Consider the following 18567-nt stretch of genomic DNA (forward strand, 5'->3'; position numbering starts at 1 on the left):
TAACCGCCCTGCTCTGTGGCATGATTAGCTCAGAGCAAACCCGAATTAGAGCGTTATGTTAGTTAATTTTTCAAAAATGCACGGCCTAGGTAATGACTTTGTCGTTATTGATAACATTACTCAAAATGTTTTTTTATCACGTGATCAAATAAAGAAGCTGGCAGATCGCCATTTCGGCATTGGCTTCGATCAACTGCTTATGGTTGAAGCCCCTTACTCTCCTGATCTCGATTTTCATTATCGAATTTTCAATGCCGATGGTAACGAAGTTGAACAATGCGGCAACGGCGCGCGCTGTTTCGCTCGCTTTGTACGTATGAAAGGCCTGACCAATAAGCATAAAATCTCGGTTTCAACAAAATCTGGTAACCTCACGCTTTATATAGAGAAAGATGGCCAAGTAACGGTAAATATGGGCCACCCCAATTTTGAACCGAACAAAATCCCATTAAAGGCAAGCAAGCGTGAGTTGACCTATATTCTTCGTACAGAAGAACATACGGTATTTAGTGGCGCAGTATCGATGGGTAACCCACATTGCGTGTTAGAAGTTGATGACATTCACAACGCAGAAGTAACAACCTTAGGCCCACTCCTTGAAAATCATGAGCGTTTTCCTCAACGCGCAAATGTTGGTTTTATGCAGGTAATTTCGCAAGATCACATTAAACTAAGAGTGTGGGAACGTGGCGTTAGTGAAACCTTAGCCTGTGGTACAGGTGCTTGTGCTGCGGTCGTGGTTGGTCAAATTCAAAGTAAGCTCGCTAATACCGTACAAGTTGACTTACCAGGCGGCAGTTTACAAGTACGTTGGCAAGGCGAAGGCCACCCTGTACGAATGACAGGCCCTGCTGAGCATGTTTTTGATGGACAAGTGGCATTATGAGCAAACTAACAGAACAACAAATTGCTGAATATTTAAAAGCACACCCTAATTTTTTTATTAAAAACCCTGATGTGCTCGCTGAAGTTGAACTACAACAGCAAACGGCGGGAACAACCTCTTTGGTACATATTCAACAACGCCAATTACGTGAACACAATACGTTATTAAAAAATAAGATTGATCAGCTCGTTGAACAAGCAAAAGAAAACGAGTTAATTTACCGTTTATTTAGCGACTGTCATCGTCAGTTGTGGACTAACTACGACTTTACGACACTGGCTAGCAATTTGCGCAATATTATCTGCACTAATCCATCTATTAACGAATGCCACTTAGTTAAGTACGATAAAAAGTATGATGAATTAATTGCTCATCGCCTGCAAAACGACGGCATTTACTTGGGTCGAGTAAGCCAACAAGAAAGAGACTTACTGTTTTCAGACACGACTCAATCGACTGCTTTATATCTAATTGGTAACACGAAACACCCTGTGGCAATTTTGGCGTTTGGTAGTGATGACGTTAATCACTTCGAACCGGCAAAAGACAGCTTTTTTGTCCTTGAGTTTGTGCGCTCATTGCAACTGCGCTTATTGGAACTTGCATGAGCGATGTGACGACGCCAGACATTAATGAATTAAGTGATGCTTGGCGAACACCCATCCAACTTTTTGCAGACTACTTACGCTACGAAAAACAATACTCAGCGCACACAGTAAACCAATACACGAGCCAGTTAGGCTTCGCAGCTTTGTACTTTAGTAAACTATGTGAAGACTGGTTTGCTGTTCAAGGTGAGCATATTCGCCGTTACAGCATGCAAATGCGTAGCAAACAATTGAGTGGTCGCACAATCAGTTTAAAACTGAGTTGTATTCGCAGTTTATATAAATTTTTAAAAGCCAAAAATATAGCCAGTCAGGCACATTATCACAATCCGGCAGAAGCCATTAAAGGACCAAAATTTTCCAAGCCTTTACCCAAAAATTTAGACGTAGATCAAATGGCTAAGCTACTTGAATTGCCAGATGATGAGCCTTTAGCTATTCGTGACAAAGCCATGATGGAATTAATGTACTCATCTGGCTTGCGCATTAGCGAGTTAGTTAGCGCTAACATACAGGATATAAATCCGACTGAAGGCGAAATTTTAGTCCGTGGTAAAGGTAACAAAGAGCGTTTATTACCTGTAGGCAGCAAAGCGCTCAGTGCATTAAAAGCATGGCTGAAAATTCGCCCTCAATTTGCACACCCTGATGAAATAGCTGTGTTTGTTAGCAGCCAAAAAAAGCGAATTTCCGTACGCCAAGTTCGCCTTCGCATGCAAGAATGGGGTATTAAGCAAGGGATCAGCTCGCAAGTGCATCCGCATAAATTACGCCACTCGTTTGCATCACATATCTTAGAATCATCAGGGGATCTGCGCGCCGTACAAGAATTGTTAGGACACAGTAGTTTGTCAGCAACTCAAGTTTATACGCATTTAGATTTTCAACATTTAGCTAAAGTGTACGATAACACCCATCCACGCGCTAAAAAGCGCTCAACATCAGAGTAAACCCTTGTCATTATGATCCGATTTAACCGTGCCTTATCGCCAGTTTCTGTTTTAAGTTTTGATTTAGACGACACACTTTACAACAACCATCCAATTATCAAGTCAGCCTTACAAGCACAAGCTGATTACCTAGAGGCATTAGAACAATGGCCCGCCGATAGCATGAGCTACTGGTTAAAGTGCCGCGACAATGCTTTAAAGCAAGATGCCACTCTAATCGATGATGTGACGCGCTGGCGACAAGCAGCATTACACTATGCCATGACCGATCTAGGTTTTTCAGCAGAGCAAGCTCAGTTGCATGCCGAAAACGCTTATCAGGCATTCGCAGATGCCCGCAGTCAAATAACTGTTACTGATGAAGTGCTTGAGTTACTTGCTAATCTCAGTAAACACTACCGCCTTATCGCCATCACCAATGGTAATGTCGAAGTAGAAAAATTTAACCTTAACGGCGTGTTTGAGTTAGTTTTACAAGCAGGCCCGCATGGAAAAGCAAAACCTCACAGCAGCCTATTTGATAACGCAGCAAAGCAGTTAGAGGTGACCCACAAGGAAATTTTGCATATTGGAGATAGCCTAGATACAGATGTACAAGGCGCCAATAATGCCGGCTGCCAAAGCGTTTGGCTTAATAACCAAGCAACGCAATATCGTTATCAAGGATTAGCGGATATTGAAATAAGTAATATCATGGTGCTCAATCATTTGGTTAAAAAGTAACGACTTTGAAAAATTTGTTTTATGCTGAGTAAATAGGCAACGAAGATGTAAAACTGATGGGCGAAACGGATGAATGCTTTACTTAAATTAATATTACTGTGTTCTCTTTGTTTAAATGGTTACTTTATTTGGCAGCTTTTTAACCCAACAAAGCCGTTAGAAATAGAAACTGTCGCACCAGCGCCTAAAGTACAAAAAGGCACGGCGTTACCAGCCCACTTCCAGCAAGCAGTTGCACTATTTAGCAATCAGTTATTTGATAAAGCAGTTGCAGAGTACACTCAATTGCTTGTTAATGAACCTCGCTATGCAAGGCAGCTAAAACGAGCTTGGCAACAGCAATTAGAATCATGGCTTTCCCATAAAAAATTCGTTTTAAGTGAGCAATTTTTAACAGCCTTTTTAAATAACCACCCTTACGATGTCGCTATGCTTGAGCTTGATGCTAAGCGTATAATAGCACAAGGTGATACCCAACAAGGAATTATCAATTTACTGGCTCTTAGCAACCAGTTAGACAGCATTGAAAAGCAACAAATTAACGAACAAATTAACGAGATAAGCACATCCTATATTGATGAACTTACTGCAGCACAACAATGGCAAGCCTTACTTAACAACAGTCAACAGTGGCTTGATTACGCTCCAGGTAACGCGCATTACTTATATAACCATGCATTAGCGAACTATCATTTAGAAGATTATGTCGCGAGCCAAATTACCCTAGATCAACTGCCTGAAGATCATGACTATAAACAGCAAACAGAGCAATTACACTTGTTGATTCAACAAGCCTTAGCTGGTGTTGAAGTTATAAAGTTAACCGCTCGAGGTTCACATTATTTAGTAAACAGTATTATCAACGATGATATTGAAACCGAGCTGATGATCGACACAGGCGCTAGCTTTACTGTAATTAACCAAACATTATTAAACTCGCTTAACACCCCAGCCAATTACCTTGGCACCTTGAATGTAAACACAGCAAATGGAATTGTTGAAGCACAGCGTTATCAGCTCGAGTCATTTCAAGTTGGTCAACAACGTATTAGTAATTTTGAAGTGCTGGTAATAGAAAGTCATGCTGGCTATGGCTTATTAGGTATGAACTTTTTAGAGAATTTTAAGTTTAATATCAATCAGCAAGTGAATGAGTTAGAGTTGATAAAGAACAATTTTTAAGGACAAGCAATGACTCTTAACGAATTCCTGGCGACATTAGCAAGCACACCACAGCAAATTGAGTTTACCGATACCATGGCGGTTATAGACAGCAATTATGATTTTACCCCAAGCGGTTTTAACAATCATGGCTTGCTTAGCGAGGCAAATGAAAATAATGGCTCATGTAAAATTTTTGCCTTTGCAAAGCTTAATCAACTAAGTAAACAAAATACCCTCGATTGTTTTGGCGCGTTTTATCGTGATGACGTATTACACAATCCTGAAGGGCAAGACCATATGAACATTCGCACCTTTATGCTTGCCCCTGAAGCGACTCCTTTTTTAGGGATTACTTTTACCGAGCAAGACGTGCTTAAAGCGAAGTGATTAAAACCAATAATTAAAGGGTTTTTTCCATAAAATAACGACAGCCGTCGAGTGGGTAGTTTTTCATCTCGTATTTAACTTGGTAGCCGTTTTTTTCGTAAAAGGGTTTGGCTTGGAAATCGAGCGTATCAAGTTGTGCAGTATTTGCACCAAACGCTTTAGCTTTGCTCTCTAATTCAGCTAACAATCGTGTCGCAAGCCCTTTGCCACGTGTCTTATCATCACACCAAAGCCAACTAATAAGCAGCCAGTTGCCAAATACTTGACCATGGATACCGGCAACAACACTGTTTTGTTTATTAACGAACTTAAAGCCTAAAGGAATACGCTCGGCATTAAAATGCGCGGCGTTGAAAGCCACAATATGTTCTCTTAGCTGGTTGTTTAGATCAGCTGAGTCATCACTTTTTAATTGATACATAGCATACCTATAAAATGTTATGACTCAGTATACGCTTATATCGTTAATCAGTATAAGTGGTTCTTGCCATAAGGTACTTCGAGCATGTTACTCGCCAGCTTTTCGGGCTGACCGCACATTTCATCATAAGCACTGGTGTGGCGTAAAACCATATCGCCATAACTTAGGTGATCAAGACGCTTTTGAATATGCAACGGGCTAATATCACGAATAAACTCACCTTGCTCATCAGTAACATAATACTCAACGTTATTAATTACCACAGACACTTGATACAGCGCCATCTCTAATGAATGAAGGATGACCTTTTGCAGTGGTTGGTGATCTGCAAGCTCTGATAACTTGATAGGCATGTGCGTTCCTCTTTGGTGGTGGAACTATTTATACGTGATTTTGATATACTGTGATCAAATTAATTGTACAAAAATCACTCATGCCAGAAAAAGTACGACTTGCTAAATTTATTGCCCACGCGGGTGTTTGCTCTCGAAAGCAAGCATCGCGCTTGATAGATCAAGGTGAGGTAACAGTAAATGGCCGTGCCGCAAATCATATAGATCATGTTGATGAGCACGATGATGTGATTGTACTTGGCGAAAAAATATCAGAAAAAGCACCACTCACCTACTTTGCTTATCACAAACCCGTTGGTATAGATTGCAAATTAAATGCTGACGACCCAACCAGTCTTATTCATAGTCTACCTAAAACCACTCGGGTTTACCCAATTGGCCGGCTCGACAAAGACTCCCGAGGTTTGTTGATTTTGACCAATGACGGTGAGTTTTGTAATCAACTTATCCATCCTGATTACCATCAACCAAAACGCTATTTAGTTACGGTAGATAAGCCCCTTGATGGCGACTTCTGTGACAACATGGCTAGCGGTGTGCCTGTAGATAAACAAATAACCCTCCCTTGCACGGTGACTCAAGTCAACGAAACGCAGTTTTGCATCGTCTTAAAACAAGGCTTAAATCGGCAAATACGAAAAATGGCTCGTTTTTGTGGCTACAAAGTCATCGACCTGTACCGCACAGATATCGCAAAGCTTTCACTCACCACGCTGAATTTGCCCGAAGGACAAATAGTCAGTATCAAAAAAAGTGACATTCTCTAACAAAAAAGTTTGCATTAATTGATTACGCGTGTAATCTTAAATTAAAGATTACATCTGTAGGCATAAAAATGATTGAACTTTCTAAAGCTGAATTCGAAGTATTAGATGCGGTATGGCTTGGCTACCCAGCCACGGCAAGTGAAGTAATTGCGCGTTTAAGTGACGATAAAGAATGGCACGAAAAAACCATCAAAACGCTACTAAGCCGTTTAGTTAAAAAAGGCGCACTTAGCTTCGAGAAACAAGGCCGCCAATATAACTACACTCCTTGCATCGCCCGTGAAGAATACACATTAAAAGAAAGCCAAAGCTTTATTGAGCGCTTTTTTAATGGCCGTATTGCGCCATTGGTGAGTGGTTTTGCTAAATCAGAGCAACTTTCGCAACATGACATTGATGAGCTAAAAAAGGTCATTGATGATTGGGAAAAACAGCAAAAATAAGGCGTTGTTATGTTAGATGCATTTTTTAATTGGCTGTTAGATCAACAACTTTTGATCTCATCTGCAATTATGTTTTTATTGCTGCTAGAGCGAAAGTTGCTAAGCCAGCTGTCGGCACGCTTGGTTTATACACTGTGGGCACTATTACCGATTAGTTTATTATTAGCGAACCTACCAGAACACTTAAAGCCAATTCAAAACGACTTTATCAGTAAGCTGACTATCACGCCAAACACCGCAATAATGCCGCAGTTTACGCTCACTTGGTTTGCTATTTATGGCTTTATTAGTGCTGCACTGCTGATCACTGCCGTATATTTTCATTACCGCTTTTTAGCAAAACTGCAATTAGAGCCAATTACGGTTGATCATCACAACAACCAAAGTATGTGCCTTTACCAAAGCAACCAGGTGAGCTCACCTATGGTTGTAGGGCTTATAAACACCAAGCTAGTGCTGCCAACAAACTACCAAAGCCACTACGATAACCATGCTTTAGCGCTTATTTTAGAGCATGAATCAGTGCACATTAAACGCAAAGACAACCTAATTAATGCCATCGCTTTAAGTGCCACTATTTTGCTGTGGTTTAACCCTGTCGCTTGGCTTGGTTATGCAAGTCTGCGCCGTATTCAAGAGCTTTCATGTGATGAACAGGTACTCAAAAATAAATCAACTGAACAACGAATTTTATACAGTAAGGCATTAGTGCACTGTGCAAGCTTTAGCAGAACAGGCTTAATGGCTTATTCACAATACGGAGATAAAAACACCATGTTACAACGTCTAAATCAAATAAAGCAGATCGACAACAGCTCATTTATCGCAAAAACAGCGTTAGTTATTTTTACAGCGGGCATGCTTAGCAGCTTTGCCATTGCAAAACAGCCGATGTCCGTTGAAAAGACAAAAGACTATCAAGCGGTTATGCGTGTAGAGCCGATATACCCAATTCAAGCTGCGGAGCAAGGTATTAGCGGTTCAGTTGTTTTGAAGTACGATATTTTACCAACAGGAGCCACCAGCAATGTCAGTGTGGTAAGTGCCGAACCAAAAGGTATTTTTGACCGACAAGCCAAAATAGCATTAAGACAATGGCAATATGTGCCATCTGAATCTGGCTTTAAAAACGCCTTAGTACAACTCGATTTCGCTTTAGACGAAAACTATCAAGCAAATGATTTAATAGAAAAAATTAAAGTTAGCTCCAAGTAAGAGAAACAACTTAAGACCCTAAAGCAAGCGCCTTATTTAAGCCGCTTGCTTTGTGGTTTTTAACTCATTGATTTTATGACTATAGGCAAAGAGCAATCATTGCCACAGCACTTACATAGCCAACAAGCCAAACTAATGAGCGTAAAATATCCTGGTTTATGTAGTAGAAAATACAGTACAACACGCGAGAAACAACATGCACAATCGCTAGGGTCTCAGTTACCTGATAGACATTATTGCTACCTATTACGACTGCCAGAGCGACAGCAAAAATAATCAGCGATTCAAAGCTATTTTGATGTGCTGCCAACGCACGAGCACCAAAGCCGGTTAGTTTAGCTTGTTGCTCGCGTGGGTGCTTATTGTCGTAGCCTGCCAACTTATTTTGTGCAAAAGCCACAGGTGCTTTAGCTAAATAGGGGATAAGTACAGCGATGAGTGCGCAGATAATCAGTGTTGTCATGATATTTCCTTATTTTTTAACTGTATTAGCTTACCCTAGCGCAAACAAAAAAAAGCCGCTACTTATAACAGCAGCGGCCAGCAATAGCATCATTGTCACTATAGTCTAAAGTCGGCATAAAAGCCCTGCGGCATATTGTCACAGCTGAGTTTTTCTCAAGTTGGTCGATAAGCTAATGCCCTCATACTTTGGTTTTGTTACTCTAACCGCCTCTCCTTATTAATTTATTTTCAATATGACTTGGATTTTCTTAACTATTTTTGCGGCATTTATGCAGTCGTGGCGCAATGCACTGCAAAGTAAACTGAGTGCAACAGTGAGCGTTGCAGGGGTAACGCTTGCTCGCTTTATTATTGCCAGCCCGATTGCTGCACTGTATTTATTTGTACTTTATCAATATCAAGACGCCGCACTCCCTGACTTTAATCTGGCTTTTATTGGCTACATTGTTGGCGCCAGTATCGTCCAAATCCTTGCCACCGGTTTGATGGTAAAACTGTTTAAAATGAATAACTTTGCAGTCGGCGCAGGGCTTGCAAAAAGTGAAGCGCTGATGGCGGCCATTTTAGGCGTTATGTTCTTCGGCTCAGCACTCTCACTGCTAGGTTGGGTTGGCGTATTTATTGGTGCAATTGCGGTATTGCTATTAAGTGGCATCGCAAATGTTAAACACTTTAATTTGGGCACCGCACTGCTTGGGCTTGCTTGCGGCACTTCTTTTGCTCTTTCATCGTCATGGATCCGTGAAGCAAGTTTAAATTCAGGGCTGACTTTCCCACACTCGGCCGCTTGGGTGTTGTTACTGATAATCAGCTTACAAACGCTGATGCTATGCGTGTATATTGCATTCAAAGAACGCGATACATTTAAGAAAATGTGGCATCACAAAGGCACCACGACCGCTGTTAGTGTTTGTAGCTGTTTAGGTTCAATTGGTTGGTTTAGCGCTATGAGCTTGCAGCATGTTGCTTATGTAAAAACACTGGGGCAGATAGAAGTATTCTTTACCATTATGGTATCGATTCTTTGGTTAAAACAGCCGTTAAAACGCCAAGACACGGCGGGGCTTGTGTTAATTGCACTGGCAGCCATTCTGGTAATGCTACCAAATTAGGCTTATCCCAAGTCATTAAAAAAGCGGCTATGCCGCTTTTTTAATGACTAATTTTTAGCGTTATCACACCGCTAATTATCAGCAATACTCCGGCAGTACGGCCAAATGTGGCGGCATCCCCATAAAATAAAATACCAACTAAGAAAGTGCCTGCTGCTCCAATGCCTGTCCATACCGCATAAGATGTTCCCATCGGAATATCCTTTTGCGCCAACCACAGCATCAAACCACTAGCGACCATAAATGCGACGACAATTGCAATGCCTAACCAGCGACTGTCTGCCTGTTGAGACATTTTAAGGCCAACAGGCCAGCCAATTTCTAACAGACCTGCGACAATTAAATACAACCACGCCATTATTGATCTCGCTTTTTCAAGATCACGTCATACAAATCTTCACGGCGGTCTTTTAAGTTTCGAACAGTACCTTCACTGTGAAGGATTTTCAGTTTATCCATATCTAAATCACTAAATAGCAGCATTTCGGTATTCGGTGTTGCTTCATTCAAGGTCGCATCATGCGGGAATGAGAAATCAGAAGGAGTAAGCACTGCTGATTGCGAATACTGTACATCTAAACTCTCAACCTCAGGTAAGTTACCAACCGAGCCTGCAATCACAACATAACATTCATTTTCAATTGCACGTGCTTGCGCACAATGACGAACACGTAAGTAACTATTTTTTGTATCTGTCCAAAATGGCACGAACAAAATATCTAACCCTTGCTTTGCGAGAATACGCGACAACTCAGGAAACTCTACATCGTAACAAATTTGAATACCGACACGACCCGCATCGGTTTCAAATACAGCAATTTTGTCACCACCTTGGATCACCCAGTCATTTTGCTCGTGAGGGGTAATATGAATTTTACGCTGTTCATCGATTTTACCGCTGCGGTGGCATAGGTAGCTGACATTATAAATCTTGTCATCTTCTGCAAGCGGCATGGAGCCTGTGATTATATTGGCATTGTATTCAACCGCCATGCGCGACATTGCATCACGGAAGGTTTCTGTGTATTCGGCCAGATAGCGAATCGCTTCCGTTTGATTGCTTTGCTCGGTGAGGCCCATTAACGGGGCATTGAAAAACTCCGGAAACAGAATAAAGTCACTCTTATAGTCAGACACCGTATCAACAAAGTATTCCACTTGCTTGAGCAGCTCTTCAACAGACTCAACACAGCGCATTTGCCACTGTACGGCACCGACACGGACAATTGATTTGGTCGACTCAAGTACTGTATCAGTCGGCTCAAACATAATGTTATTCCACTCAAGTAAAGTGGCGTAACCAACTGATTCCTGATCTTCAGGAAGGTATTTTTTAAGTAAACGTTTAACTTGGAAGTCATTAGATAGCTGAAAGCTTAAAATCGGATCGTACAGCTCTTTGTGGTCAACTTTTTCGATGTACTCCATCGGAGTCATCTCTGCACTGTGATTGTAATAACGCGGAATACGCCCACCCGCTAAAATGGCGCGTAAGTTATACTGACGGCACAGCTCTTTTCGTGCATCGTATAAGCGACGACCCAATCGCATACCTCGGTGAGTTGATGAAATCACCACATCTAAACCATAAAGTGCATCACCTTCAGGATCACTAAATACACGGTCATGACCATCAACAATATCTTCGTAGGTATGTGGGTTAGAAAAGCGCGCGTAATCTACCTGAACACTCAAGGCGATGCCGACTAAGACACCATCGTCAACAATACCTATTTGCCCTTCCGGAAACTGGTCTATTAGCCTAAAAATAGTATGGCTTGGCCAAGCTCCACCAAGCCCAGGGTACGCTTGATCCATGAGGGTCTTTATTTGTGGGTACTGTTCTTTGGTTAGATTACAGATCTCTAAATGCGTTTTTTCCGCCGGCATAGCTACTCCTTTTTAGGCACGAGAGAATAATCACAGCAAACATTGCTCAGCATGTTTCTAGATTAGCTTAAACTAGAGTGGCATCAAATACCCACTCTGCCAAGCCTTTGATCATATCAAAGATGATGTGAACAGGCGCTTAGCCTCATTCATAAACTTGAACTAAATAGCTTTACACAGCAAAAACGAGCAATTATAAACCTGCATTGCTCAACTTTTCATCTATAATTACGCTACTCTCCATGTGTTTTTGAGGTTGGATTGATCAAACACTTATTAAAACAATCAAAGCAATCTGGCTTAGAAGAGATTGAACACGTTAAATTTCTGATTATTTCTAAAATCGCCTATTTCGCGTTGATTGTTCATGTCTTGCTGATCCCCGTATTTGCTCACATAGGGGCCAATACGCTTGCTTTAGTTAATATATTAAGTGTATTTGCTTGGGCCAGCGGCATCTTTTTAATTAAGCAAGGGCTGACTTCACTGGCACTTAGAGTATTTTGCCTTGAAGTGATTATTCATGCGGTAATTGTCTGTGCAACCCTTGGTTTAGGCGCTGGGTTTCAGTTTTACCTATGGACTGTGTCTTGCATTTTAATGATCGATTATCAATTAACCTTTAAGCGCGCAGCCGTTTATAGTTTAGTTATGATCACGACATTCGCCCTGCTTTATGTGTTTTTTGCAGATGTTCAGTACAGCTTCGCTTACCCAGAATTACTACCACATGTAAATGTAATCAATATTATTATTGCCGGTTTACCTATGGTCTATGGCATGGGTCTAATCAGAGAAATCACTTTGTCACAACGGGTTGAGTTAACAGAAATGGCAGCCCGCGACCCTCTCACCAAGCTTTATAACCGCCGTTTTGCTAAAAAATTAATCACTGCAGCACATCAAAAGAGCATAGAGCTTGAGAGCAGTCTGTGTATTGTTATGGCTGACATTGATAAGTTTAAAAGTATTAACGACAATTATGGCCATGAAAAAGGTGATACGGTGCTCGTTAATGTTGCAAGGCTAATTCGCCAATTTATTGATGATGAAGATATAGCGGTACGCTGGGGTGGTGAAGAATTTTTAATTTTATTAACTAATACAGATGCAAAGCAGGCCTTTACAAAAATTGAAACCTTACGTTTAAGAATCGCCGAACTAGAAGCGCATCATGAATTCCCCGATCTCAATGTCACTATGAGTTTTGGGCTTATTGAATGGCAACCGCTCGCTTCAATAGAAAAAATGCTACAACACGCTGATGAAGCGCTGTATAAAAGCAAGCACGCAGGACGCAACCAAACTACCATTGCAAAAGGTCAACGCCCTGCTTTCAAAGATGCTGATGCGGTTAATTAACCGCATCGATAGTGATACTGTGGGCAATCTCTTGTGGCAATAATGGCGTTAAACCATTACTAACATAATCGTTAAACCCGGCACGATAAAATTCGGACAATGGATGCCCTGATTGCCCACCAGGAATAGCCATTATCGCTTTATCTAAGTGCCCAGGTTGAACAATAAAGCGCTGTGAAGCACCAAAGCTACGTCCTTGCACCGAAGGCATAAAAGTATCCCCAAACCCAGGCTCCGTGGGCATATTCAATAAGCTTTTCAGTGCAGGTATTTGCTTGGCAAATGGGTGCTCTATCACTAATTCGTTAACTTTGCCCCACTCCCAGCTGTGCGGGTTGTTACCGTATTGATCGGTTAGTTTAGTGATAACGCGATCAAAGGCTCCTACCATTTGTTGTTGCCAGTTTGCATACTCAGGGTTTAACCATGCTTCAGGCTGCGCTTCGATAAGTTGCCAAACAGCAGGTTCTAAGTCTCGTTTTACTGGTTTTAAGCTACTATCGAGAGCTTTTAGCTTATTCTCTAACGGGCTAAAGAAGCCGTTAATCACTTCACTGCGGTAGCGTTTTACTAAGGTGTAGCCAATTGAGTCGCTACAAGCACATGCCTGCCAATTATTTAGCTCTTTTAAATACAGGGCATATTTATCGCCTGCGGTGCTAAGCTGTTTGACCAGCAGTTTATGCCAAGCAGTTAAGAATCGAGCTTCGTTATCATGTTGTAAGTCATAAAAATCTTGTTCGTTGAACTGTTGTTTTTCAAATAAGCGGTCGCGAATTTGTGCCGAGCGAGCCCCCATAGCATAAGCACCATTACCAAAGCGCTGGTCATCCTCTGCGGAAATGACTCGTGAGTTGCCTGTCCATAAACGGCCACTTTCTGGGTTTTTAACAAATGGACGCTGGGTTTCGTTTTCGTGCCACTGTGCAGGATATGCTTGCTCAGCCACAGCTAATTGATGGGGCTCTTTACGGGCAGGCACGGCTCCCATATTCTTCCAAGCTGCGTTACCTTTATCATCAACAACCATCAGATTTTGTACAGGAATACCTACCTCAGCCGCAAGCGCTAGTGCATCATCAACCGTGTTTGCTTGCTCAAGCTTAAGTAACTCCATATCAACCGCATACTCATGGTGGGCAACCCAACTTAGCGCATAAGGTTTGCCGTTGATTTCTGTAACTGGGCCATACTCACTCATGGTTAAAGCGTAATTTTCGCTGTTGCCGTCATTGAGTAAGATAGGTTCATCTATCTGCCAGGTTTTCTCTTTACTCTCAAGGGCTATCCAATCGGCTGTATCTAAATAACCATTGGTGAATCCCCAAGCTATCTTATTATTGGTACCAACAACAATGGCAGGAGCCCCTGGTAATGACACACCAGTGATTTGCTGCATTTCACCATTGAGTGGGTAATTGAGCTGGGCACGGTACCAAATGATTGGCACAGCAAACGATAAATGCATATCGTCAGACAACATTGCAGCACCAGTTTCAGTTAACTGCCCAGTAACCGCCCAGTTATTACTGCCAAGCTCCTTTCGGTCTGCAATTTCAGTCATAGCCCATTGAGGGTCTTTGAGATTAGGAATACCGCCGTCATAAGGCGCTAATTGGCTGTTGTCGAGTGCCGCTTGATAAAGACTAGGCTGAGTAATAAAGTCGACCATCGCCTTACCATATAAATCTTCGATTTCGATCAGTGTTTTGTCGCGCTCAAAGGTGGCCGTTTGTAAATCTAAATACATACTAAAAATGATTAGTAAGCTGTCTTCGCTTTGCCAAGGTTTTGCTTCAGCGCCTGTGAGTAAATATTCAAAGCTATCGAAACCCACTTGCGCATGGCCCTCATTAACCCCATTCGCGTACGCTTTTAATAGCGCTTTATCTTTAGCAGGTAACTGCGCGACAGCAATCTGACTGCGTTTACGTAACTGATGAAAGCGCATTTTTTTATCAAGCCCAACTGCGGCTCTGCCAAATAACTCACTAAGTTCACCTGCTGCATTGCGGCGCAGTAAATCCATTTGAAAGAATCGGTCCTGACCATGAGCAAAACCAAGAGCATAGGCTGCATCTAACCGGTTTTCGGCATGAATAACAGCCTGTCCTAAGGTGTCTCGTTCAATCTTAACTGATTGCGAAATAGCATCGCTTTTACCGCGGCCATCAAGTGCCGGTAAACTTAAGTTTAATACGCCATAAACAAGCCCCGTTGCGAGTAACATTACAACGAACAAACCTATTAGTAACCATTTGATTATCTTAAACATGCCAATTATCCTTGCGCCAAAGTAACACTATATTAACCTGAGTTTTGTGAAAGAATAGTGTTGCGATACAAATAATTGCAATTAGTACTCTTAGTTTACTGTTCATTGTTAATTACCACAGAAATTGTCTATAGTAGGTAAATAGTATAAATCCTGATATTTCTCATGCCGCTAGCTACCGAAACAGATAATAAAAAACTACAAAAACTGAAGCTAGCCTTCTGGTTTTCACTTGCCTGTATCATCGTGATTGGCCTTGTAATCGACCAAATTAATTACAGCCGCGAGAAAGATGCTTTTCGTGCACAAGAGCTGGCAAAAGTAAGCGCCTATCGTGCAGAGCTCGAAGCCACCTTAATATCTAACATTCAACTTGTTAGGGGCCTTGCAGTTGCCGTTGCTGCCGAGCCTAATTTAGATCAAGCTCGCTTCACGCAAATAGCCAGCCCCTTATTTTCAACCTCCTCAGAGCTTAGAAACATCGGCGCGGCCCCTGATATGGTTATTCAGATGACTTATCCTCTTGTGGGTAATGAGAAATCTATCGGGCTAAACTTTTTAGAAAACCCAGCGCAGCGTGACGACGCAATTAGAGCACGAGATGAAAATCGTATTGTTATGGCCGGCCCCTTAGAGTTAGTGCAAGGTGGTCAAGCATTGATAGCAAGAATGCCCGTATTCACTCCACCAGAACTCACTTTTTGGGGGCTCCTCTCTGTGGTTCTCGATATAGACAAAATTTACACGAACTCGGGGTTAATCGCGCTAAGTCAGCATTATGATATTGCCCTACAAGGCAAAAATGGCCTTGGTGCTAAAGGTGATTTTTTCTTCGGCTCTAAGGACGTGCTCAACACAAACCCTCTGAGCTTTAGAATTAACTTTCCAGGTGGTGAGTGGCAGATGTACGCCACACCAAAATCTGGATGGCAGCCACCAAGTTCTGCTATTTGGCCGCTTAGACTGGCCATTATTCTATTTTGTATTTTATTTGCTGGCGCCTCTGTATTCTTTTTGCGCATGGTCGAAAGACAGTACAAAAGCGAACGTATGTTAGAAACCATGAGTAGCCTTGCTAAAGTTGGCGCTTGGTCTTTTAATCTAGAAACAAGAACCGTCTATTGGTCTGATATGACCAAGCAAATTTTTAAGTTTCCTCTTAATGTACAGCCAGAGTGGCCTGCTAACTTTACACATTTTAAGGCTGGTGAAAGCCGAGATAAAATTCGTCGCCTTAACGAGCGTGCAATCAAGTATGGTGAGAGTTTTGAGACTCAAGTGCAAATCATCACTGCTGAAGGTGATGAAGTTTGGGTGCTGCTACATGGTGAAGCCGAGCATAAAAATGGCCGTTGTATAAAACTTTTTGGTTCACTGCAAAATATTGATACCCGTAAGCGAGGTGAGCTAGAAAACAACAAAATAGCCTTACATAACGAGATTTTAGCCTCTCTTACCGTTAATGATGCGGTACTGACTGGTAACCTTAACTTATCTAAACATGTGATTGTGCAAGCAATTTGTCACGCTTTTGATATTGATCGCGCTAGTATTTGGCTATTTAGTGATGATCGCCAGTCGCTCAATACCTTTGCTATTCACGACCAAAGCCAGCCTGAATTTAGCGAGCCGATTTCACTGCAACAATTTGAATTTAAAAATTATTTTGATGCCATTAACAATCATGCTGTAATTAATGCCAGTGATGCACAGCAACATCCACTAACTAGTGACCTACGTAGCAACTACCTTGATTGGTTTAATATACGCTCAATGCTGACTGTGATCATTCCTACTGGTAGCAAAACAATGGGGGTTGTGTGCGCCGAAAAATGTCATAACCGCAGACATTGGAGTAAAAATGAAGAAAGCTTTTTAATCGCAGTTGCGGCACTCATTGGTAGTTTACACGCAAGTCAGCGCCGTATAGAGACCGAACAACAACTCGTTCAAGCAAAAGAAGCTGCTGAACAAGCAGTAAAAGCCAAAAGTGAATTTTTAGCAAGCATGAGTCATGAGATCCGCACCCCTATGAATGGCGTGATCGGGATGCTCAATATCATCAAACAAACCAAACTAGACACCCAGCAAAACCACCATATAGATTTGGCGCAATCATCGGCTGAATCACTATTGCATATCATTAACGATATTTTAGATTTCTCTAAAATTGAGGCCGGTAAGCTCGATATTGAAAATGTTAGCTTTAATGTATCAAAACTACTTGGCGATACTATCGAATCGTTTGCCATTAAAGCAGAACAAAACAATACTAAGTTGCTGCTAGATACCACACACCTTAATCACGGCTTTATCATTAGCGACCCAAACCGGATTAGACAAATCATCAATAACCTAGTTAGCAATGCGGTTAAATTCACAAAAGATGGTGAGATTATCGTCATCGCCAAACTCGAAACAAACAATGAAGAATTGTTCTTGAACTGCTCTGTTATTGATTCGGGTGTAGGTATCAAGCCCGAAAAGCAAGCCACTTTATTTGACTCATTCACGCAAGCGGATGCATCAACTACACGCCAATACGGCGGTACAGGGCTTGGCCTTGCAATAGTAAAACAGCTGTGTCAGTTAATGGATGGTGATGTCAGTGTGGTTAGTTCATACGGGGAAGGCAGCACCTTTAATTTTACTGTAAAAGTTAAACGTGATCATACAAAGCAAGCGCCAGAGCCAAGCCACATTATAGATAAAAAGCATATTTTAATTGCTGATAATTGTAAGCTCAGTAGCAATATTGCCAAAAAGCAATTACAACTATGGGGGGCTGAGGTCGAGACCTATACTGATATGCCAAGCTTACTCAATCGTGCTGCAATGCCAACCGATAATGGCTGCGATGCAATTTTAGTGGATTATCTTTTTTATAGCAGCGCAACAAAAGAGCACCAACAAGCTTTCTTAAAATACTTTAATGCCACCAGCTGTAAACGAATTTTAATGGCCCCAATGAGTCTTACCGAAAAACAAACGAGACAAACATTAAAAGTTGAGAGTATTATCTTTAAACCATTAACGCAGTCTGATTTATTTAATTCACTGGCGAACGACAAGTACATTGAACAGCAGCAGGTTAATAAAGAAGCCTTAATAACCAAGGTCGTGACCAGTAGCGATAGCGCTGAATCGCAAGTCTTACTGGTTGAAGATAATAAAGTGAATCAGATGGTGGCAGGTTCGTTGCTAAAACAAGCAGGCATTAGTTTTGATATCGCTGAAAATGGCCTTGAAGCGATTGCAAAGCTTTCAAGCCGCGAGCAAAGCCCCTACCAATTAGTGTTAATGGATTGCCAAATGCCAGAAATGGATGGTTACCAAGCAACGCGAGTCATTCGGGCAGGTGAAGCAGGCGCAGCTCATCAGGGGGTTAATATCGTCGCACTCACTGCAAATGCGATGCAAGGTGACAAAGAACGTTGTTTAAACGCAGGTATGAACGACTATGTCACCAAACCCCTTAAATTTGACTCGCTCAATAAAAAGTTAACAGTGTGGCTAAGCACTGAAGAATAAAAAGAGAGTAAAACC

The 18567-nt window shown here is 41.7% G+C and carries 18 protein-coding genes; 12 read left to right on the forward strand and 6 right to left on the reverse strand.

Going from position 1 to position 18567, the window contains the following annotated elements; genetic code table 11:
- Positions 1–55 precede the first annotated feature (55 nt).
- The 6 genes from dapF to MTF66_RS32920 all read left to right on the forward strand — a co-directional run bounded on the left by dapF (position 56) and on the right by MTF66_RS32920 (position 4718).
- A complete protein-coding gene (gene dapF / locus MTF66_RS32895; RefSeq protein ID WP_248529828.1) occupies positions 56–886 on the forward strand; it encodes a diaminopimelate epimerase in 831 nt (276 codons plus the stop codon).
- Positions 883–1494 (forward strand): DUF484 family protein, encoded by a 612-nt coding sequence (locus MTF66_RS32900; protein WP_248529830.1) that lies wholly within the window; start codon positions 883–885, stop codon positions 1492–1494. Before dapF ends, MTF66_RS32900 begins: the two co-directional genes overlap by 4 nt.
- Positions 1491–2444 (forward strand): tyrosine recombinase XerC, encoded by a 954-nt coding sequence (locus MTF66_RS32905; RefSeq protein WP_248529832.1) that lies wholly within the window; start codon positions 1491–1493, stop codon positions 2442–2444. The genes MTF66_RS32900 and MTF66_RS32905 overlap by 4 nt, the downstream gene beginning before the upstream one ends.
- A gap of 12 nt (positions 2445–2456) precedes the next feature.
- Positions 2457–3167 carry an HAD-IA family hydrolase gene (locus tag MTF66_RS32910; RefSeq protein ID WP_248529834.1) on the forward strand — a complete coding sequence of 237 codons (711 nt, stop codon included), beginning with the start codon at positions 2457–2459 and terminating at the stop codon, positions 3165–3167.
- Positions 3168–3236: 69 nt separating this feature from the next.
- Positions 3237–4349 carry a TIGR02281 family clan AA aspartic protease gene (locus MTF66_RS32915; protein ID WP_248529836.1) on the forward strand — a complete coding sequence of 371 codons (1113 nt, stop codon included), beginning with the start codon at positions 3237–3239 and terminating at the stop codon, positions 4347–4349.
- A 9-nt stretch (positions 4350–4358) separates the two neighbouring features.
- Entirely contained in the window at positions 4359–4718 is a 360-nt protein-coding gene (locus MTF66_RS32920; protein WP_058585391.1) for a HopJ type III effector protein, read from the forward strand.
- A gap of 13 nt (positions 4719–4731) precedes the next feature.
- Here the strand turns inward: MTF66_RS32920 and MTF66_RS32925 are convergent, their stop codons facing one another.
- Positions 4732–5139, reverse strand: coding sequence for an N-acetyltransferase (locus MTF66_RS32925; protein WP_058585390.1), 408 nt, complete (start codon positions 5137–5139; stop codon positions 4732–4734).
- A gap of 47 nt (positions 5140–5186) precedes the next feature.
- Complete coding sequence (locus MTF66_RS32930; RefSeq protein ID WP_062566248.1) at positions 5187–5492, reverse strand: DUF6482 family protein; 306 nt, start codon at positions 5490–5492, stop codon at positions 5187–5189.
- An 80-nt stretch (positions 5493–5572) separates the two neighbouring features.
- On the opposite strand from MTF66_RS32930, the gene MTF66_RS32935 reads away from it, so the two are divergent.
- The 3 genes from MTF66_RS32935 (at position 5573) to MTF66_RS32945 (ending at position 7917) form a co-directional block, all read left to right on the forward strand.
- Complete coding sequence (locus MTF66_RS32935; RefSeq protein WP_248529891.1) at positions 5573–6259, forward strand: pseudouridine synthase; 687 nt, start codon at positions 5573–5575, stop codon at positions 6257–6259.
- Between the two features lie 68 nt (positions 6260–6327).
- Positions 6328–6702 carry a BlaI/MecI/CopY family transcriptional regulator gene (locus MTF66_RS32940; protein ID WP_054554650.1) on the forward strand — a complete coding sequence of 125 codons (375 nt, stop codon included), beginning with the start codon at positions 6328–6330 and terminating at the stop codon, positions 6700–6702.
- 9 nt (positions 6703–6711) lie between these two features.
- Entirely contained in the window at positions 6712–7917 is a 1206-nt protein-coding gene (locus MTF66_RS32945) for a TonB family protein (RefSeq protein ID WP_248529838.1), read from the forward strand.
- Positions 7918–7996: 79 nt separating this feature from the next.
- Here the strand turns inward: MTF66_RS32945 and MTF66_RS32950 are convergent, their stop codons facing one another.
- The gene (locus MTF66_RS32950; RefSeq protein WP_248529840.1) at positions 7997–8380 is read right to left on the reverse strand and encodes an MAPEG family protein; all 384 of its coding nucleotides are present in this window, start codon (positions 8378–8380) and stop codon (positions 7997–7999) included.
- 235 nt (positions 8381–8615) lie between these two features.
- Between MTF66_RS32950 and MTF66_RS32955 the strand changes: the two genes are divergently transcribed.
- Positions 8616–9494 carry a DMT family transporter gene (locus MTF66_RS32955; protein WP_248529841.1) on the forward strand — a complete coding sequence of 293 codons (879 nt, stop codon included), beginning with the start codon at positions 8616–8618 and terminating at the stop codon, positions 9492–9494.
- 40 nt (positions 9495–9534) lie between these two features.
- On the opposite strand, the gene MTF66_RS32960 is transcribed toward MTF66_RS32955, so the two are convergent.
- A complete protein-coding gene (locus MTF66_RS32960; RefSeq protein WP_248529843.1) occupies positions 9535–9852 on the reverse strand; it encodes a multidrug efflux SMR transporter in 318 nt (105 codons plus the stop codon).
- Positions 9852–11384 (reverse strand): carbon-nitrogen hydrolase family protein, encoded by a 1533-nt coding sequence (locus MTF66_RS32965; RefSeq protein WP_248529845.1) that lies wholly within the window; start codon positions 11382–11384, stop codon positions 9852–9854. The genes MTF66_RS32960 and MTF66_RS32965 overlap by 1 nt, the downstream gene beginning before the upstream one ends.
- A gap of 261 nt (positions 11385–11645) precedes the next feature.
- Between MTF66_RS32965 and MTF66_RS32970 the strand changes: the two genes are divergently transcribed.
- Positions 11646–12746 carry a GGDEF domain-containing protein gene (locus tag MTF66_RS32970; protein ID WP_248529847.1) on the forward strand — a complete coding sequence of 367 codons (1101 nt, stop codon included), beginning with the start codon at positions 11646–11648 and terminating at the stop codon, positions 12744–12746.
- Here the strand turns inward: MTF66_RS32970 and MTF66_RS32975 are convergent.
- A complete protein-coding gene (locus tag MTF66_RS32975) occupies positions 12739–15021 on the reverse strand; it encodes a penicillin acylase family protein (RefSeq protein WP_248529849.1) in 2283 nt (760 codons plus the stop codon). The two genes, MTF66_RS32970 and MTF66_RS32975, sit on opposite strands and share 8 nt — an antisense overlap.
- A 165-nt stretch (positions 15022–15186) precedes the next feature.
- Between MTF66_RS32975 and MTF66_RS32980 the strand changes: the two genes are divergently transcribed.
- Positions 15187–18552 carry an ATP-binding protein gene (locus tag MTF66_RS32980; protein WP_248529851.1) on the forward strand — a complete coding sequence of 1122 codons (3366 nt, stop codon included), beginning with the start codon at positions 15187–15189 and terminating at the stop codon, positions 18550–18552.
- Positions 18553–18567: the final 15 nt, after the last annotated feature.

This window comes from Pseudoalteromonas sp. 2CM39R, assembly GCF_023161845.1.

What these genes read in the sequence shown, in the direction of transcription:
- dapF (WP_248529828.1), top strand. Translation starts at nt 56, where the DNA reads ATGTTAGTTAATTTTTCAAAAATGCACGGCCTAGGTAATGACTTTGTC.
- MTF66_RS32900 (WP_248529830.1), top strand. Translation starts at nt 883, where the DNA reads ATGAGCAAACTAACAGAACAACAAATTGCTGAATATTTAAAAGCACAC.
- MTF66_RS32905 (WP_248529832.1), top strand. Translation starts at nt 1,491, where the DNA reads ATGAGCGATGTGACGACGCCAGACATTAATGAATTAAGTGATGCTTGG.
- MTF66_RS32910 (WP_248529834.1), top strand. Translation starts at nt 2,457, where the DNA reads ATGATCCGATTTAACCGTGCCTTATCGCCAGTTTCTGTTTTAAGTTTT.
- MTF66_RS32915 (WP_248529836.1), top strand. Translation starts at nt 3,237, where the DNA reads ATGAATGCTTTACTTAAATTAATATTACTGTGTTCTCTTTGTTTAAAT.
- MTF66_RS32920 (WP_058585391.1), top strand. Translation starts at nt 4,359, where the DNA reads ATGACTCTTAACGAATTCCTGGCGACATTAGCAAGCACACCACAGCAA.
- MTF66_RS32925 (WP_058585390.1), bottom strand. Translation starts at nt 5,139, where the DNA reads ATGTATCAATTAAAAAGTGATGACTCAGCTGATCTAAACAACCAGCTA.
- MTF66_RS32930 (WP_062566248.1), bottom strand. Translation starts at nt 5,492, where the DNA reads ATGCCTATCAAGTTATCAGAGCTTGCAGATCACCAACCACTGCAAAAG.
- MTF66_RS32935 (WP_248529891.1), top strand. Translation starts at nt 5,573, where the DNA reads ATGCCAGAAAAAGTACGACTTGCTAAATTTATTGCCCACGCGGGTGTT.
- MTF66_RS32940 (WP_054554650.1), top strand. Translation starts at nt 6,328, where the DNA reads ATGATTGAACTTTCTAAAGCTGAATTCGAAGTATTAGATGCGGTATGG.
- MTF66_RS32945 (WP_248529838.1), top strand. Translation starts at nt 6,712, where the DNA reads ATGTTAGATGCATTTTTTAATTGGCTGTTAGATCAACAACTTTTGATC.
- MTF66_RS32950 (WP_248529840.1), bottom strand. Translation starts at nt 8,380, where the DNA reads ATGACAACACTGATTATCTGCGCACTCATCGCTGTACTTATCCCCTAT.
- MTF66_RS32955 (WP_248529841.1), top strand. Translation starts at nt 8,616, where the DNA reads ATGACTTGGATTTTCTTAACTATTTTTGCGGCATTTATGCAGTCGTGG.
- MTF66_RS32960 (WP_248529843.1), bottom strand. Translation starts at nt 9,852, where the DNA reads ATGGCGTGGTTGTATTTAATTGTCGCAGGTCTGTTAGAAATTGGCTGG.
- MTF66_RS32965 (WP_248529845.1), bottom strand. Translation starts at nt 11,384, where the DNA reads ATGCCGGCGGAAAAAACGCATTTAGAGATCTGTAATCTAACCAAAGAA.
- MTF66_RS32975 (WP_248529849.1), bottom strand. Translation starts at nt 15,021, where the DNA reads ATGTTTAAGATAATCAAATGGTTACTAATAGGTTTGTTCGTTGTAATG.
- MTF66_RS32980 (WP_248529851.1), top strand. Translation starts at nt 15,187, where the DNA reads ATGCCGCTAGCTACCGAAACAGATAATAAAAAACTACAAAAACTGAAG.